Here is a 16791-nt window from a genome sequence, read left to right on the forward strand (position 1 = left end):
GCTGGCTTCGTTTTCACCGACGACCACCTCGTCACGCTAAAATCCCGTCGACCCCAACCGGGTGGTATGCCAACGAACGCTCGTCCGTCGACCGACAACCGCCAACCTCGTGCCCGCCGATGAGTCGGGTTCGCGTCCGTGGAATCTACACCACGGCTCTCACGCATCTCCTCGCCGACGAGTTTGACGTGGTACAGGCGTCGCCACCCATCCAGCGTCGATTCGACCGTGAGTTCGAGACCGGCGAGTACGCCACGACCGTCGAGACGACCGACGACAGACAGGGCGTCGGAATCGTCGGCGACCCGCAAACCGTGGCCGACATCTCGACGCGACTCGTCGACGTCGGCGTCGACGCCTTCCACTGGGACGACACCGCCGCCAGAGGTGCGCTCTTCGACGGCGTCGTCGATGAGACGCTCGGAAGCGGCGCGGTCGTAACTCTCGGTGACCGCGACGGCTTTCTCCCCTACGGGAAAGTCGACCGCAAAATCGACGAAGGCGACGACGTGCGCGTGCAGGTCCACGACCCCGCGCCGCCCTGGGCGCGCGACCGACCGCTCCTGGGGACGGACGTGCAAGTGTTCGGCGGCGTCGCTAGCCTCTCGAAGGGCGTCGACCGCGTCGTAGCGAGTGCACCCGACGACGCCAGTAGACGCGAACTCGCGCGAACGACCGAGATGCTCCCGACGGACGTGCCCGACGGGTGGGGCGTCCGCTGGGAGCACGCCGCGACCGACGCCGACATCGGCGAGATGGACGCCGCACTCTCTCGGGCCGTCGAACGGGCCGACGCCATCGACGACGCGCTGGCGGACGACCGGGGTGGAGAAATCGACCACCCGCGAACCGTCGCCGCACCCGAAGCGACGGCGTGGCTCTGGTTCGGCAGGGAGTCCCGATTCGAACTGGACGACCTCCGAGGGGAGGTCACGACCACTATCCCCGGCCACCATCGAATCAAAGCCGCAGACGAGTCGGCGAGCGCGGCGGTCGATTTCGCGGAGGACCTCTACGACCCCGACGACGAATTTCCGACCGGACCGACCCTCAGACAGTTCGGCCCGGAGGAGGACGGCAAGGTGTTCATCAACCACGGGAAGCCGGACGGACGCTGTTTCTCGCTCGGAAAGGGCGATGTGGCCGACATCGACCCCGAGTCCGGAAAGTACACCGTCCGCCGCGAGATGCAGGGTGGTGGCACCTACGACGCCCTCGGCACCGACCGCGAGGTGGGCGACGTCGCCATCACGAAGTTCCGCGAAGGGCGGTGGTGGTACCCCACCGCCTACCGGAGCGAGGACGGCGACTCGAAGGGCACCTACGTCAACGTCTGTACGCCGGTCGAGTTGTTCCCCCGGTCCGTGCGTTACGTGGACCTGCACGTCGACGTCGTGAAGCGCCCGGACGGGAGCGTCGAGCGAGTGGACGACGACGAACTGGACTCGACGGTGGAAGCGGGGCACGTCTCCCAGGAACTAGCCGAGAAAGCCCGGAGCGTGGCGGCGAGCGTGGAGACGGTCTTGAAGAAGTAGTAGAAGCGAAAGGGCACGATTTTCGGCGTGTGACACAACCACCAGGAGCTAGCACACGTACCGCGAGTCGAAGGAGCGAGGAGTGTCTTCGTGAGCGACGCGAGCGAATGGCTCGGAAGTAGCACGCCCGCGGAGCGTCAGCGAGCAGGAACGTCTTCCGGTGCTTTTGATCGAGCTTTTACAGGGAATGCGAGACGGCAAAGCCGTCTCTCCGGCACGGGCTTCGCCCGTGAAGGAGACGGGTTTCGCTCGCGTGCCGTCACGCGCGAGCGAGACCCCTCGACCGTCGTAAAAGGTCGGTTCTAGAAGTGTTCGTTGTCGGACGAAGTGCCCATCTTTCCGCCCCGTCCACCCTCGCTTCGGTCGATGCCCATCACGCTCTCGGCCTGGTCGGTCTTCCAGCCACTCGTACCGTCGTCTGGAACGCGAACGGTGACGTCCTCTATCTCGTCGAACTGCTTCAGAAGGTCGACTTCGATGTTCTGGGACGTGACGGAACTGATGGCACAGCCGCTACAGGTACCGCCGAGTTCGATGATGACCTCACCGTCGTCGGGGTCTGCTTTCCGAACCGCGCTCGTCCCGCCGTGCATCTGGATGATGGGCATCTGGGCGCTGAGCCAGCGTTCGACCCGCGATTTGAACTCGTCCGCTTCGTCCGTGGTTTTCGTCTCGCTGGTCTCTGTCATCGGGTGGACGTTGGCACTGGAGGTACGGGAATGTTGGGGTTCGCTCGATGGCCGTGGAGCGACGACGTCAGTGTCGGCGAATCGACGCTGCAACAGTTTCGACTCGCCTCGGTGGCTCCCGACCGCCGCCGCCCGTTCGACCGCCGAAATCCCCGCTCAGACGACCCGGTTGACGAGGTCTTCGTCGGCGTCGGCGTGGTGGACGTTCTCCCGCACCAGTTCCGCGATGTGCCGGTAGTAATCGACTTCCGCCGCCGCCGCGTGGGGAGTTACGATTACGTCCTCCATATCCCAGAGCAGTGACTCCTCCGCGAGCGGTTCCTCCTCGAACACGTCGAGGGCCGCACCCGCGATGTCATCCGCCTCTAACGCCGAAACGAGGGCGGTTTCGTCGACGCACTTGCCGCGAGCCACGTTGACGAAGAAGGCGTCCTCGCGCATGGCGGCGAACTCGGCTTCGCCCATCAGCCCCCGCGTCTCGTCCGTGAGTGGCGTCGCGAGCGCGACGAACCGGGCGTCTGCGATAGCTTCGTGCAAGTCGTCGTTGGGGTACACCTCGCGGACGTGTGGCACCGATTCGGCCGAGCGCCGGACACCAGTGACGTCCATCCCGATGGCGTCCGCCCGTTTCGCGATACCCCGTCCGAGGGTACCGAGGCCCACGACACACAGCGATTCGCCCTGGAGCGTGAACGGTTCGTCCCACTCGGGGCGGTGCCACTCGTGGTCCGCCTGGTGTCGAGCGTGGACATGCAAGCGGCGGGCGTACGAGAGCATCATGCCGAGCACCGTCTCGCCGACGCTGGTGCCGTGGATACCCGTGCTGTTCGTCAGAACGATACCTTCCGACTCGAGAGCATCGAGCGGAAAGCGGTCGTAACCCGCCTGAATCGAGTGAATCCACCGAAGGTCCGAATCGAGGAACTCCTCGCTGTAGCCGAACGTGACCACGGCATCACACTCGCCGAGGTCCTCGGGGTCGTCGCTCACGACGACCACTGGAACGTCGAGAGACGAGAGTGCGTCGCGGAGTTGCTCGGGGGGAAAGACTGCTCCGACCGACTTGTGGATTCCGAGGTGGGAAATTTGCATCGAGGGGGTGTACCCGTGGCTCCGGAATGAATCTTCGGAACGGGGCGGCTCGGGTAAAATCCTCGTCACAAGGGGCTCGGAGGGGGTAACATTCGTCACCGCCGCCCGGCCGAGAGTAGCCACCCGAACGGTTTGACTCTTGCGTGCAGTCGGTCAAATCGAGCACCGGCGCGGAGTGACGTTCACCATCGAGACGCTCTCGACCCCCACTGGTAGAGTTCGGCAACCGTCGAAGATATTACCTCGTGCTGAAATATATAGCTACAATACCAGTCTATTTTTTAAGTATCTTTGAGAAATTCGGAACGATTTTTAACCGAAAGGAGCTATCGGTGGACGGTGACCCATGGCTCCACTCCGCGTGCACCCCCCACCGACCCGATTGCTGACGCTCGCATTCGTCGCGGGACTTCTTCTCGCCGGAAGTCTCGGCCCGTACGCAAGTAGTACCGGCGACGCACGAGTACCGCCACCGACGACGAGCGGAGAGGAAACGACCGTGACGTTCCAGTGCTACGAGGCGACGGTCGACACGAACACGTCGGTCACCGCGATTCTGCACTTCCCCGACGGTCGTGAACAGCAGGTGCTCACACCGGGGACACACACCGTCCGTGGCACTGGAAACTATAGCGGAGAGCCGCTGGTGGCGATCACCATCGCCACCGGTAACGACCAGAACCGGTACGAAAATCCGCTGTATCCAGACTGTGATCAAAATCGAACGACGACCACCACCACGACGACACAGACCACCACTGCTACGCCGCCGACGACCACCACTACAACTACGACTACCACACCGACTACCACCACCACCGCGACGCCGACTACGACGACCACCACAGAAGAGGGCACGACCACTACCGAGACCCGGTCCACGACGTCGCCACCATCGACGGCGGCACCGAGGCAAACTACCACTACGACGGCGACGGGGACGACGGCAGCACCGGGAACGGCGGTAGCGACGGAAACGACCACGGAGACGGGAACGACCTCGAGAACCGGAACGAACACGGCGACGGAGAAGACCTCGGAACCGGAGTCATCGACAGACGGAACGACGGCCCCGAACGGCTCGGGCGGCGGTTCGGACACGGGGAAACACGGCGGCAACGTGCCACTTCCCGGGAGCGACGAACCGAAGAACCGGTGGACGCTCGGAGATATCCTGGCGCTGCTGGTGGTCTGTACCGGCGGCATCCTCGTCGTGGGGCCGAGTATGTCCGCGTACGTGTACTCGTGGCTCGACCTGTAACGACGCCGCGAACGTTCGAAGACCGGCGGACCCACTTTCCCTCGCGTTCTACCACTCCGCCAGCGACCGCAGTTCCTCGGCGACGTCCGCTATCTCTCCGCGTCCGAGAATACCGCGCTCCGTGACGTACCCGGAGACCGTTTCGGCGGGCGTCACGTCGAACGTCGGATTCGAGACCGAAACGTCCGCATCCCCGTCGTACACCGTGGCCGGCCCGCCCGATTCCAACGTCGGGTCGTCGTCGGTTCGTACTTTGTCGGTCGCGGTGACGACGACCACCGGCACGCCCTCGTACGTCGCCGCCAGCGCCGCCGCCCGCGTTCCGGTTTTGTTCACCACGTCACCGCTGGGGAGCACCGAGTCTGCGCCGACGACGACGCTGTCGACCTCCTCGGTCGCCAGCACGTGCGCCATCGCGGCGTCGGTGTGAAGCGTCACGTTCGTCGTCGTGGCGAGGGCTTCCGCGACGCCGACCCCCTCGCAGGCGGGGCGCGATTCCGCGACGAAAACGCGGTCTGCGGCGCGGAGCGCGTCGAGCACCGTTCCCGAGCGTGAGAGGGTGAGCACCGTGGCGTCGGCGAGGTGCTCACGGGCGTGTTCGGCGGCCTCCTCGTCGACTCGGTAGGAACGTTCGATACCGTCGATGGCCGCCTGTTCGACCGTGGCGAGAGAGTTCGTCCCGGCCATCGCACGGTTGACTCGGTTCGCCAGCGCGGCCATACTCGGGCGGGCGTCGAGCAGGTCGTTCGCGGTCGCCATCGAATCGTCCCACGTCCCTTCACGGACCGCGAGCACACCGGCCTGGTCGCGGAGGACTTCTAGCGCCCGAACCGAGACGTACGCGGAGCCGTGTTCCTCGTCTTCGGCGACCGACTCCACGGTCGGTGCGATCCGTTCGTAGGACGTCCAGAGGCCGGGGACCGTTTCCCGGCGTAGAATCTCGGTCGGCGGCATCCACGCCACCTCGGTCGTCTCCCAGTCCGTCGCCACGTCCCGACTCGCACAGTCGAACAGGAAGGGGTGGACGACCCAGCGCTTGCCGAGCGACTCGTCTACCACCTCGAACGAATCGCCCGACCGAACGAACGTGCAAGCGTCAAGCAGTCCGGTTTCCTCTTCGATTTCCTCCCGTGCCAGAGCGTCGGGGTCGTCCTCTGCGTGGCCGGCGACCCCGCCCCACTGACCCGAATACGACCCGACGTCCTCGCTTCGCCGGAGCAAAAGCACGTCCCCTCGATTGCGAAGGAAGCAGGTGACGACGTGGGTTTCGTCCATGAGAGTCGTGTGGGTCCGGTGCGAGTTGAACCTGTGGGGCGAGGAGTTAGCGTTCGTACGCTTCGATGACGCCGTCGAAACTTCCGACGACGACCATCCCGTTCCGGAGAATCGGGCGCATCCGGATACCCCCGTCTATCGCGTACCGGTGTCGACGTTCGCCACTCTCGTCGTACACCGAGAGGTAATCCGCGTCCGAATCCCCCTCGGTCCCGATGGTTCCGACGGCAACCGCACCGTCTATCGCCGATGGGGAGACGGAGACGCTACCGGGCAACTGCTCTCGCCACCGTTCGTTCCCGTTCTTCCGACCGTACGCCACCAATCGAGGGTCGGTCGCCATCGACGAGTGCTCGCCGTCTCCGTAGAGCGACAGCACCGCGTACGCAGACGATTTCGTCACGACTGGCATCGACGTGGCGGTTCCGTCGACGTTCGCGTGCCAGCGCGTGCGTCCGTCGGGCGAGAGCGCCGACACACCGTCGTTCGACGTGACGAAGACGACGCCGTCGTCGCAGGTCAGGTAGGCGTTCTTGCTCGTCGAGTGCGTCCAACGGAGGTCACCGTCCGCGGAGTACGCCCGGACGGTCCCCTTCTCGGTGCTGACGAACACGTTCTCACCGTCGGTAGCGACGGTGGTCGGCGTCTCGCCGAAGGGTCGTCGCCACGCGACTCGGCGGTCGGTCAAATCGAGCGCGAACAGACCGAATTGCTGGACACGACCGCTGTACCCCGCGATGAACATACGGGAGTCGGCGACGACCGGCGGGAACCAACTGAACGAGAGATGTTCGGTGTCGAGTCGCTCGAAGTCGTTCGCGTCCATTGAGGCCTCGCAGACGACGCCGTTGGCTTCGATGTACGCCGTGTTCTCGTAGACGACCGGAGACGTAGTGGTTCGCGGGAGGTTCGTCACTCGCTCGTACGTGCCGTCGAACGAGACGGTTCCGAGTTCGGTGTCGGTAGAGCGCGTGTTCCCGACGACGAATCCACCGTCGTACGGGGCTGAGACGGGGGAGAGCATCCCGTCTAGCTCTACAGTCCACCGAGAGCTTCCCTGGATGATACTGCAACCGCTCCCAGCCACCATCAACCCGACGCCAGCGGTACGGAGAAAATCACGGCGGGAGCGACTGTTCATACGTGTGTCTTCGAAAGCGAGCAAAAAAACGTTCCGGGTGAGGGTACCCATCGAACGTTTTTCTATCAGCGGGTCGAACCGGCGACTATGCTCCGGGTCGCCATCATCAGCGATACGCACATCCCCTCGCGCGAGCGTCGAATCCCCGACTGGGTTCGAACCAGAATCCAGCGCGCAGACCACACGATTCACGCGGGAGATTTCGACTCGGGCGACGCGCTGGCGTCGGTGTCCGAACTGACGGACGGGAATCTCACCGCAGTCGCCGGAAATACCGACCCGCGCTCGCTGGGACTTCCCGAGGTGGCGACGGTGGAAATCGACGGCGTCACGTTCGTCGTGACCCACGGAACGGGACCGAAACAGGGGTATCGAGAGCGAGTGGTGGAGACGGTTCGAGAGACGGTCGGTGGGTCGTCGGGCGGAACTGCGGTCGGCGTCGCCGGCCACACGCACGCGGTGATGGACGAAGTAATTGACGGCGTTCGCGTGCTCAATCCGGGAAGTGCGACCGGTTCGGCCCCGGCCCAGAAGGCGACGATGCTCAGAGCGACCGTCGACGACGGTACCCTGACCGTCCAGACACACGAAAGCTGACCTGATTTGCTCGTTCCGGGCGGGTTTTTATCGGAGCGCACCAACGCCAGAGCATGAACGTCTTCGCGGTACCGGGGATTCCGGAGGTCGAACCCGGCGACGATATCGCCCGACTCGTCGAAGAGCGCGTCGACCTCGAACCGGGCGACGTACTGCTGGTAGCGAGCACCATCGTCTCGAAAGCCGAGGGGCGGACGGCCGACCTCTCGGATTTCCCGGCGAGTCCGCGCGCTGAAGAACTTGCGGCCCGACTCGCCGACATCTCGGGCGACGAGAAAGACCCGCGGTTCGCACAGGCCGTCCTCGAAGAGAGCACGGAGATCATCATGGAAGCACCCTTCCTGCTCACCGCGACGCGGTTCGGCCACATCGGCGTCAACGCGGGAATCGACCGTTCGAACACCGGGGACGCCGGCCTCCTCTTGCTCCCGAAACGGCCGAGCGAGAGCGCCGCGCGAATTCGAGAGGCCCTTTCGGTGGACGTGCCGGTCGTCGTCACCGACACCTGTGGCCGGCCGTTCCGGCACGGCCAGCGCGGCGTCGCCATCGGCTGGGCCGGGATGCCCGCCAGCAGGGACTGGCGCGGCGAGCGCGACAGGGACGGCCACGAACTCGAAGTCACGGTCGAGTCGGTCGTGGACGAACTCGCGTCCGCCGCCAACCTCGTGACCGGCGAGGGCGACGACAGTCTGCCGGTCGTCGTCGTTCGGGACTGGGAGTTCGGCAACCACGAGGGGAGCGACAACCTGTTCCGAGCGGTTGAGGGCGATTTCGTTCGACAGGCACTCCGGGGGTGGGAGTTTGCGGGGGATTGAACTCACGCCCGAACACCCCATCGACGAACTGGTCGCGCTGGGTGAGCGGGCAGAACGCGAGGGCTTCGACACACTGTTCGCCAGCAGCCACTACAACAACCGCGACCCCCTCACCGTGCTCTCCCGAGTGGCGGAGACGACCGACGACATCCGCCTCGGGCCGGGTGTCGTGAACCCCTACGAGAGCCATCCCGTCACGCTGGCCTCCCGCATCGCGACCCTCGACGAAGTCAGCGACGGGCGAGCGGTCTGCGGACTCGGCGCAGGCGACCGCTCGACCCTGCGGAACCTCGGCATCGACCGCGAGCGTCCACTTCGGCGCGTGCTTGAGACGATGAAGGTATCGGAGCGGCTCTGGGCCGGCGAACGGGTGACCCACGACGGAACCTTCACCGCACGGGACGCGGGCCTGAACTACTCCGTGAGCGAGATTCCGGTGTACGTCGGCGCACAGGGACCACACATGCTTCGCATGAGCGCGAAACACGCCGACGGCACGCTGGTTAACGCCTCCCATCCCCGCGATTTCGCGTGGGCCGCCGAACGAATCGCGGAGGGGCTAGAGGAACGACCGGACGAGCGCGGAAGCTTCGATTTCGCGGTCCACGCCTGCGTGAGCGTCGCCGAGGACGGTGACGACGCACGCGAGGCTGCTCGCCCGCCCGTTGCGTTCGTCGTCGGCGGTGCGGCGGAGCCGGTGCTGGAGCGACACGGAATCGACCACGAGCGGGCGAGCGCAATCGGCGGAGAGATTCAATCGGGCGAGTTCTCGGCGGCGTTCGAGCGGGTGACGCCGGCGATGATAGACGCCTTCTCTATCGCCGGAACGCCGGAGACGGTGGCCGACCGCATCGCTCGTGTCACCGAGTACGCGGACAGTTTCGTCGCCGGGTCGCCGCTCGGTCCCGACCGCGAGAACGCAATCGCCCTCACTGCGGCGGCGCTCGACCGGGCGAGTCGGGGATGAGTGGCGCCACGAGGCCGCCGAGGACGAGGTAGCCGAAAAACAGCACCGAGAAGCCGACGAGTATCCCGCCGGCGAGCACGAGGAGTCCGGAGACGGGACTCGCCGTGGCTACGTCGGTGAACAGACGAATCATTTCGACGACGTTGTTGACGAGGTTTACCATATTCGAGAGTCAGTACTGCGGGTACTTGTTTGCTCCGTCACGCTTACGACGACCGACTTCGTAGGCGGGGACGTGTCAGAGGATAGGTCGCTGTCCGAGTTCGCCACCGACCGAGACGACGAGGTCCACGAGACGGACGGGATGGACGTGGAGACGGAGGAAACGGGAGAGAGAGGCGAGGACCCGGACGAGGCGAAAGCGGAGGTCGGGGAGAGCGATGAGACGGTATCCGAAATCGAACCGGCCAGTGCGACGTACGCCTGGACGCCCGGCGGTGTCGCGTGTGCGAACTGTGGCGAGTCGGTCGAGAGACGGTGGCGGGACGAGGACGGGATGGTCTGTGTCGACTGCAAAGAGTGGTAGCAGGTACAACGGAGCGAAAAGATAGGTTTTGAGAAAGCCGTCATCGACGCGAAGACAGGAGAAAAACGAGGGCAGTTTTCGCTGGGAGACCAGCAGGATTCACCGAGTGTCCCGGCAGTCGCGGACGAACTCGTTTTCGTCACCACGAACGACGTTCGCCCGTCTGCAGTGGGTGAGTGTGAGAATTCGCTCTTCGGGCGCTGTCTCGGCGGATAGCCGAGGTGGAGCGCGGGTCGACTCATCGTCGGGGACAGGCGATAGCACCTGTCGGAATTAGGGAACCACCAATTCACAAAGTATTCAACGATAACGAGAACACATCTTTGGGTAGCGACAAAAGTTACAAAGGTACGCCTCTATAGTACGTGTAACCATGGAGACGTGGAAAGAGCGTCTCCAGTAGGGAAATTCAGACCGTCGACCTAATCGCGGTATTCACAGTATGAAGGAAGCTAATAAAGAACCCGAGCCGACTTCCGTCGAACGACCGACAAACGAGTTCGCAGACCCACTCTCTATCGAGGATACAGCAGATTTGGCCCAGAGAATCATCGAGAACATCGAACACGTCATCGTCGGCAAACACGACGTGGCCGAACACATCCTGACGACGATTCTCGCGCGCGGCCACCTCCTATTAGAGGACGTCCCGGGCGTCGGCAAGACCATGCTCGCCCGGTCGCTGGCGCGCTCTATCGACTGTTCGTTCAAACGCGTGCAGTTCACGCCCGACCTCCTCCCGTCGGACGTGACCGGCGTGAACGTCTACAACCAAAAGACCAACGAGTTCGAGTTCCAGCCCGGCCCCATCTTCGGCAACGTCGTCCTCGCGGACGAAATCAACCGCGCGCCGCCGAAGACGCAGGCCGCGCTCCTCGAAGCGATGGAAGAAGAGCAAGTCACCATCGACGGGACGACCCACGAGGTTCCCGACCCGTTCACGGTCATCGCCACGCAGAACGCAGTCGAGCAAGACCGCGCCTACGAACTCCCCGTCGCCGAGGTGGACCGATTCATGAAGAAACTCTCGCTCGGCTATCCAAGTCCAGAGGACGAATCCGAGGTGCTCCGGCGCATCGTCGGCGAACACCCCATTCGGCGACTCGACCCGGTGGCGAGCGCCAGCGACATCCGACGGGCGCGGGCAACCATCTCGAAGGTGACCGTCCGCCCACCCGTCCGCGATTACGTCACCCGACTGGCGAACTACACTCGCGACCGGAGTCAACTCGGCGTGAGTCCGCGCGGATCTATCGCCCTCCTCCGTGCAGCACAGGCGCGAGCGGTTCTCGAAGGACGGGAGTACGTCGTGCCAGACGACGTAAAATCGGAAGCGGTGACGGTGCTCCCCCACCGAATTCGGAGCGATACCGGTACGATGGGTGGTGGCGAGGGCGGGTCCGTCGTTCAGGACGCCCTCGACAACGTCCCGGTGGAGTAAGATGCTCACTCGACGTGGGCAGGTGTTCGTCGGCGTCGGCGTGGTGGGAGTCGTACTCGCCCTCTCGTTCGGGGCACGGTCGTTGAACGCCGTCGTCAGCCCGATAGTCGTCGCTTTGCTCGTCGGATACGTCCAGTTGAAACGAACCAGCCACCCGCATCTCGACGTGTCCGCACCGACGGTCGGATTCCGCGACGAAGAGGCGACCATCTCCCTCGATTTTTCGGCAGCCGACCCGTTCGCCGGGAACGTCTCGTTACGGCTCGCGGACGGTCTCGAACACCTGGGTGAGTCGGTGGATGCCAGCATCGGCGAGACGACGGTCGAGTTCGACGTTCGGCTCGCGAAACGTGGCGAACAGGCCATCGGTCCGGTGCTCGTCGTCGCGAAGGACGTATTCGGTCTGTTCGAGCGAACGTTCACCCATCAGGTACGAGAGACGATACTCGTCTTCCCACAGATCACACAGATAGACAGCGTGAAAGCGGTGACGGCGCTCGAAGAGAGTCTCAACGTCACGATACGACGCGAGTTCGAGCAGTTGCGCGAGTACCAACGCGGCGACCCACTTCGGGACGTCCACTGGAAATCGAGCGCGAAACGACCGGGCGACGAACTGCTCGTTCGGGAGTTCGAGTCGGAAGATGAACGACAGCGGGTCGAAATCAGTGCGGAGGCCGACGCGGGCCGGGTCGACGTCGTCGCGGACGCGGCGGCCAGCATCGCGGTGGCCCTGCTCGACGCGGGCGTCGCCATCGGGATGACGACGCCGGAAGACCGCGTCGCCCCCGACGTCAGCGAGGGACAACAGACCCACATCCTGACGCTGCTCGCGCACATGGAGAGCGGACGACTCCACGACCGGGAGCGGAGCCAGGCGGACATCGTCGTCCGTGGGTCGACCGAGCGCGCAGATGCGGAAGTCCAGTTCGGCGGACGCACGGTGTCGTTCGACGAGTTCGTCACGGGTGGGCTGAACCGAACGCAGTCTCGTGCCGTGCGCGCGGACGGCGGCGCACGTAGTGAACGAGGTGGCCGGCGATGAGCACGGCACGGGAAGACCGTTTCCGGTTCGGGGGAGTCGCCGTTTCCTACCACTGGTTGGCCGTCGCTTCGACGGCGGTACTCGTCGCGTCCTACCTGAGCGTCTTCTATCACATCACGAGCATCGTCGGTGGGAAAAACGACCTGCTCCTGGTGGTCGCGGGGGCGGTCGTCGCGGCGACGGTCCTGGCGCGCAAACTACCCGCGTGGATAGCGTTCGTGCTCGGTGCGCTCTTGCTCGGTGGGGGATTGCTCAGCTACTACTCGACGGTTCCGGGGGCGACGCTCTCTCAAACCAGTCGCATCGTCGCGGACAACGTCGCGCTGTTGACCGGTCTGTCGATTCTCCAGATGCGCGAGGTCGGGACGTGGGCGCTGGGCGTCGCCCCGGCGACCGTCTTCGTCCCGTGGTATCTCGTCTTCCGCCGACGATACGTGCTCGCCGTCGTGAGCGGCGGAGTGGCGCTCGGGTTCTTCGTCCTCACCAGCGACGCCGGGTCGTTCGTGACGCTCGCTGGGATGCTCGGCATCCTCGGCATCCTCGCGTTCGGGACGATGGCGCGGTACGGCGGGTCGGTCGCACAGATAGACGTGCTGGCGGTGGCGCTGGTGGCGATAGTGCTCCTCTCGACGACGGTGAGCCTCGTCCCCGGCGGCAGCGCGAGCCCGATTCTGCCGAGTGGCGGCGGCGGCACCGGCGGTGGCGGCGGTCTCCTCAGCAACAGCCAGAACGTCGCCATCCAGGGGAGTATCGAACTCTCGCCGAAAGTACAGTACACCGTGACCGCGAACCACGCGAGCTACTGGCGGGTGGCCGCGTACGACCGCTACACCGGAACGAACTGGGTGCGGACCGACGGCAGTCAGCCGTACAGCAGACAGTCCCCGCCACCGGGAGAGTCCTACGAAATACGCCAGACGTTCACCGTCGAGGCGACCAGCGTCACGGCGATGCCCGCCGCCTGGAAACCGATACGGGTCGTCGGGAACGCAAAGGATGGCCTCCGAATCGGAAGCGACGGAAGCCTCTCACCGAGGCGGGCGCTGACCAACGGCGAGACGTACAGCGTCGTCAGTCGAGTTCCCACGAAGCGTGCCTCACAGTTGCGAAACGCCGGGACGGACTATCCCTCGGCAGTCGAGCGACGATACACGACGCTCCCGGCGAGCACCTCGGAGCGATTGCGAGAGAAGACCGACGAGATAACGGCCGAGGCGGACAATCCCTACGAGTCGGCGGTTGCCATCGAACGGTGGCTCGAAACGAACAAGGGCTACTCGCTCAACGTGGACAAACCCAAGGGCGACGTGGCTAACAACTTCGTCTTCGAGATGGAAGAAGGCTACTGCGTCTACTACGCCACGTCGATGGTCGCGATGCTTCGGTCACAGGGTATCCCGGCCCGATTCGTCACGGGGTACACCTCGGGACAGCGCGTGGCAGAGGACAGGTGGGTCGTCCGGGGACTCGACTCACACGCGTGGGTCGAAGTCTACTTCCCGGACACCGGGTGGGTCCGATTCGATCCGACTCCGGGCGGACCGCGGTCTGCGGCTGAACAGGAGATGGTTTCGGACGCCCGTGAAGAGAACGTAAGCGGCGTCGACGCGAGCGGGAGCGAGAACGGGACGTGGACGCCAGAGCCGACGACCACGACGACCACAACGACGGACGACACCGACACCACGAACGACACCCAGACCGGTCCCGACGTCGACGAGGGGCGGCGTGGAGACCCCGCGCTCGGCGACGGGGAGAGCATGGTGACGACGAACGGGTCTGCGAACACGACCGCAGTCGGTGGCGGTGGGATTCCCATCCGGATGCCGTCGACGGCACAACTGCTGTACGGCGGGTTGCTGTTCGTCGGGGTGCTGCTCACGGCGAGACGAACCGGCGTCCTCTCGCGGGTCTATCGCGCACTCTGGGTGCGCTGGCAACCGCGCGACGACCCGGAGACCGACGTGGAACGCGCGTTCGACAGACTGGAGTACCACCTCGCCCAGCGACATCGGCAGCGACGACCGGGGGAGACGCCACGCGAGTACATCGCCGCACTCTCGCACGTGGGCGTCGACGAGCGAGCACGACGCGTGGGCACGCTGTACGAACGTGCGCGCTACGCAGGAGAGGTGACGGGCGAACAGGCCGACGAGGCAGTGTCGCTCGTCGACGACATCGTCCGCGGGTCGAAGCGACGGAATATGCATGGATAATTATCTCTCGATATGGCAACATACCCGACAATGTTTAATAGGTTGCTTTCGTAGCCCCATGCGTAATGTCGGAAGTCTGCTCGACGTGCGGGCTGCCTCAGGAGCTTTGCGTCTGCGAAGACGTCGCAAAAGAATCCCAGCAGATCACCATCCGCATCGACGAGCGCCGTTACGGAAAAGAGGTAACGATAATCGAAGGATTCGACCCCAAGGACGTGGACTTGGATAGTCTCTCTTCGGATTTGAAATCGAAATTCGCCTGCGGTGGAACGGTCGAAGAAGGCCAGATAGAACTACAAGGAAACCATACCGGGCGCGTCGAGGATTTCCTCCGCGACAAAGGATTCAACGTCGCCTGATACGGTATCGGGTGTTCGGAGACGACATCCGAGTTTCTTTTCGAGACGGCAGTACGTCGTGAGTGAGTTCTCTGTGGCCGACCAGCCTCAGAACGGCGCGTCAGACTCGACGCCGTCTTCCGATTGGAGGTCGTAGTCCCACGCTTCTAACCCCCCGGCCATGCTCTCGACGCGAGCGTCGTCCGGGACGCCTTCGTACGAACCGATGAGTCGGGCGGCTTGCACGCTCGACTGGCCGAGCGGACAGACGGTGACGACGTGTTCGGCACCGTCCAGTTCCGAGATTCGTCGGGGGAGTGCGTTGAACGGGATGTTCACACTGCCGGGGATGTGAGCCTGTTCGAACTCCGCTCGTGACCGGATGTCGACGATTCGTACGTCCGAGTCGGACTCGACGAGGCCGTGAACCGCTGTGGGAGAAATCTCCGCGTCCATCGGCGCAGGCTATGGTCGCCGCCGGAATAAATGGAGCGGTCGTCCGTCACCCCGTTCGATACTTGGCTCACACGTCGACCACCACGAAAGTGAAGACCCACCGGGCGAACGCTTTTGTGCATCGTTGTCGTACAGCATGCACCATGTCGCGAAAAGCGACCGTCGTCCCGGCGATTCCGAAGACGACTCGGGACGAATCGGCGGAACGAAAGAGCACGCCGATGCTTCGAGCGGTCAGAGCACGTCGATTAGAGTAACCCTTCTTCACGGGCGAGTAACAATGGTGGAAGCGACCAGCCACAGGTCGTCCCGGCGCGAACCACGTCGATGGCGTCCTCGACTGGAACGGTTCGAACGTGGATGAACTCGTCGGGTTCGAGGTGCTGGTCGCCCGGCGTGAGATCGGAGGCGAAGACGATACCTCGGCGCTTTCGCATCCCCGCAGATGGATAGTAGGTTTCGAGGTGTTCGACCGCACCCGCCTCGTAGCCCGTCTCCTCGCGGAGTTCGCGTTTCGCCGCCCGTTCGAAGGATTCGCCGGGTTCGACGCGACCTGCGGGACAGGACACCACTGGCTCGCCGAGACGCGGGCGATACTCCTCGATGAGGACGACGTCGTCTCCCGTCCGAGCGACGATGGCGACCGAATCCGGCGGGTCGAACCAGAGACGGCGCACTCGCCTCGCGTCTGGTCGGCGGAGCAGGTCGTACCCCACCGCGTACTTCCCGACCGAGAGACTCGTCTCGCCGCGGCGTTCCCAGTTCATCGTTCGAGCAGACCGGCCTCGCTCGCGAGGAGCAGGGCCTCGATGGTCGCGTCGTTGGCCGGTGGTTCGCGGGCGGCGGTGAGGGCGTCTTCGACCGGAATCGCCCGCACCGAGAGGAACTCGTTGTCGTCCAGTTCGCGCTCTGTGGGGGTCAACCCCTCCGCGAAGACGATGCCGCGCTCGTGGCGCAGGACGCCCGTCGCGACCCAGAATGTTTCCAGCAGGGCCAGGCTGTCGGCCTCAAAGCCGGTTTCCTCGCGGAGTTCGCGCGCTCCGGCGGTGGTGTAGGACTCTCCGTCCTCGACGATTCCGGCGGGACACTCCAGACACGTCTCCCGAATCGGGGGTCGGTACTGTTCAACGAACACGACCCGTCCGTCTGCGATGGCCAGAACGACCACCGCCGGGGGGAGTTCCGCCCAGTAATACTTCTTCGTCGTTCCGTCCGGCTGTTCCACGAGGTCGTGCCCGCCCGTGTACCAGCCCGTCTCGTACTCTGCCTTCGATTCGAGCACCGGCCAGTCGTGGTCACGCCAGTCGTCGTCTCGCAAATCGTCGGTCATGGTTCGAACTGTGGCGGCGAACGTTTAAAATCGGAAGGAACGAATCGCGGTCGGCAGGCAGTGGCGG

The 16791-nt window shown here is 64.4% G+C and carries 18 protein-coding genes; 10 read left to right on the top strand and 8 right to left on the bottom strand.

Annotated features, from left to right (window positions below; genetic code table 11):
• Positions 1–119: 119 nt before the first annotated feature.
• Positions 120–1535, top strand: a complete 1416-nt coding sequence (locus tag ACR3FF_RS05830; RefSeq protein ID WP_458186873.1) for a ribonuclease FAU-1 family protein — start codon at positions 120–122, stop codon at positions 1533–1535.
• A 302-nt stretch (positions 1536–1837) separates the two neighbouring features.
• Here ACR3FF_RS05830 and ACR3FF_RS05835 read toward each other — a convergent pair whose 3' ends face one another.
• Positions 1838–2224, bottom strand: a complete 387-nt coding sequence (locus ACR3FF_RS05835; protein WP_458186875.1) for a NifU family protein — start codon at positions 2222–2224, stop codon at positions 1838–1840.
• Positions 2225–2380: 156 nt separating this feature from the next.
• Complete coding sequence (ddh, locus tag ACR3FF_RS05840) at positions 2381–3316, bottom strand: D-2-hydroxyacid dehydrogenase (protein ID WP_458186877.1); 936 nt, start codon at positions 3314–3316, stop codon at positions 2381–2383.
• 346 nt (positions 3317–3662) lie between these two features.
• Here ddh and ACR3FF_RS05845 point away from each other — a divergent pair, with 346 nt between their 5' ends.
• The gene (locus tag ACR3FF_RS05845) at positions 3663–4577 is read left to right on the top strand and encodes a hypothetical protein (RefSeq protein ID WP_458186879.1); all 915 of its coding nucleotides are present in this window, start codon (positions 3663–3665) and stop codon (positions 4575–4577) included.
• Positions 4578–4625: 48 nt separating this feature from the next.
• Here the strand turns inward: ACR3FF_RS05845 and ACR3FF_RS05850 are convergent, their stop codons facing one another.
• Positions 4626–5852: an eIF2B alpha/beta/delta subunit family protein gene (locus ACR3FF_RS05850; RefSeq protein ID WP_458186881.1), complete on the bottom strand. Its 1227-nt coding sequence runs from the start codon at positions 5850–5852 to the stop codon at positions 4626–4628.
• A gap of 46 nt (positions 5853–5898) precedes the next feature.
• On the bottom strand, positions 5899–6993 hold the full coding sequence (locus ACR3FF_RS05855) for an outer membrane protein assembly factor BamB family protein (RefSeq protein WP_458186883.1): 1095 nt from the start codon (positions 6991–6993) through the stop codon (positions 5899–5901).
• 87 nt (positions 6994–7080) lie between these two features.
• Here ACR3FF_RS05855 and ACR3FF_RS05860 point away from each other — a divergent pair, with 87 nt between their 5' ends.
• Genes ACR3FF_RS05860 through ACR3FF_RS05870 form a run of 3 tightly spaced genes read left to right on the top strand, consistent with a single transcriptional unit; the run spans position 7081 to position 9372 of the window.
• The gene (locus tag ACR3FF_RS05860; protein ID WP_458186884.1) at positions 7081–7590 is read left to right on the top strand and encodes a metallophosphoesterase family protein; all 510 of its coding nucleotides are present in this window, start codon (positions 7081–7083) and stop codon (positions 7588–7590) included.
• A 53-nt stretch (positions 7591–7643) separates the two neighbouring features.
• Complete coding sequence (locus tag ACR3FF_RS05865) at positions 7644–8405, top strand: coenzyme F420-0:L-glutamate ligase (protein ID WP_458186886.1); 762 nt, start codon at positions 7644–7646, stop codon at positions 8403–8405.
• Positions 8392–9372 carry a 5,10-methylenetetrahydromethanopterin reductase gene (locus ACR3FF_RS05870; RefSeq protein ID WP_458186888.1) on the top strand — a complete coding sequence of 327 codons (981 nt, stop codon included), beginning with the start codon at positions 8392–8394 and terminating at the stop codon, positions 9370–9372. The genes ACR3FF_RS05865 and ACR3FF_RS05870 overlap by 14 nt, the downstream gene beginning before the upstream one ends.
• On the opposite strand, the gene ACR3FF_RS05875 is transcribed toward ACR3FF_RS05870, so the two are convergent.
• Complete coding sequence (locus tag ACR3FF_RS05875; protein ID WP_458186890.1) at positions 9335–9535, bottom strand: DUF8024 family protein; 201 nt, start codon at positions 9533–9535, stop codon at positions 9335–9337. The genes ACR3FF_RS05870 and ACR3FF_RS05875 overlap by 38 nt on opposite strands.
• Positions 9536–9607: 72 nt before the next feature.
• Between ACR3FF_RS05875 and ACR3FF_RS05880 the strand changes: the two genes are divergently transcribed.
• The 5 genes from ACR3FF_RS05880 to yciH all read left to right on the top strand — a co-directional run bounded on the left by ACR3FF_RS05880 (position 9608) and on the right by yciH (position 14959).
• Positions 9608–9898, top strand: coding sequence for a DUF7573 domain-containing protein (locus ACR3FF_RS05880; RefSeq protein WP_458186891.1), 291 nt, complete (start codon positions 9608–9610; stop codon positions 9896–9898).
• Between the two features lie 442 nt (positions 9899–10340).
• A complete protein-coding gene (locus tag ACR3FF_RS05885; protein WP_458186893.1) occupies positions 10341–11339 on the top strand; it encodes an AAA family ATPase in 999 nt (332 codons plus the stop codon).
• 1 nt (position 11340) lies between these two features.
• Positions 11341–12384 carry a DUF58 domain-containing protein gene (locus tag ACR3FF_RS05890; RefSeq protein WP_458186895.1) on the top strand — a complete coding sequence of 348 codons (1044 nt, stop codon included), beginning with the start codon at positions 11341–11343 and terminating at the stop codon, positions 12382–12384.
• A complete protein-coding gene (locus ACR3FF_RS05895; RefSeq protein WP_458186897.1) occupies positions 12381–14600 on the top strand; it encodes a transglutaminase TgpA family protein in 2220 nt (739 codons plus the stop codon). The genes ACR3FF_RS05890 and ACR3FF_RS05895 overlap by 4 nt, the downstream gene beginning before the upstream one ends.
• A 65-nt stretch (positions 14601–14665) precedes the next feature.
• Positions 14666–14959: a stress response translation initiation inhibitor YciH gene (gene yciH / locus ACR3FF_RS05900; protein ID WP_458186898.1), complete on the top strand. Its 294-nt coding sequence runs from the start codon at positions 14666–14668 to the stop codon at positions 14957–14959.
• Positions 14960–15046: 87 nt separating this feature from the next.
• Here yciH and ACR3FF_RS05905 read toward each other — a convergent pair whose 3' ends face one another.
• The 3 genes from ACR3FF_RS05905 to ACR3FF_RS05915 form a co-directional block, all read right to left on the bottom strand.
• Positions 15047–15394 carry a rhodanese-like domain-containing protein gene (locus tag ACR3FF_RS05905; protein WP_458186900.1) on the bottom strand — a complete coding sequence of 116 codons (348 nt, stop codon included), beginning with the start codon at positions 15392–15394 and terminating at the stop codon, positions 15047–15049.
• 248 nt (positions 15395–15642) lie between these two features.
• Positions 15643–16161 (bottom strand): NUDIX hydrolase, encoded by a 519-nt coding sequence (locus tag ACR3FF_RS05910; RefSeq protein WP_458186902.1) that lies wholly within the window; start codon positions 16159–16161, stop codon positions 15643–15645.
• Positions 16158–16724, bottom strand: coding sequence for an NUDIX hydrolase (locus ACR3FF_RS05915; RefSeq protein ID WP_458186904.1), 567 nt, complete (start codon positions 16722–16724; stop codon positions 16158–16160). The genes ACR3FF_RS05910 and ACR3FF_RS05915 overlap by 4 nt, the downstream gene beginning before the upstream one ends.
• Between the last annotated feature and the right edge of the window lie 67 nt (positions 16725–16791).

The organism is Haladaptatus ordinarius (assembly GCF_054177595.1).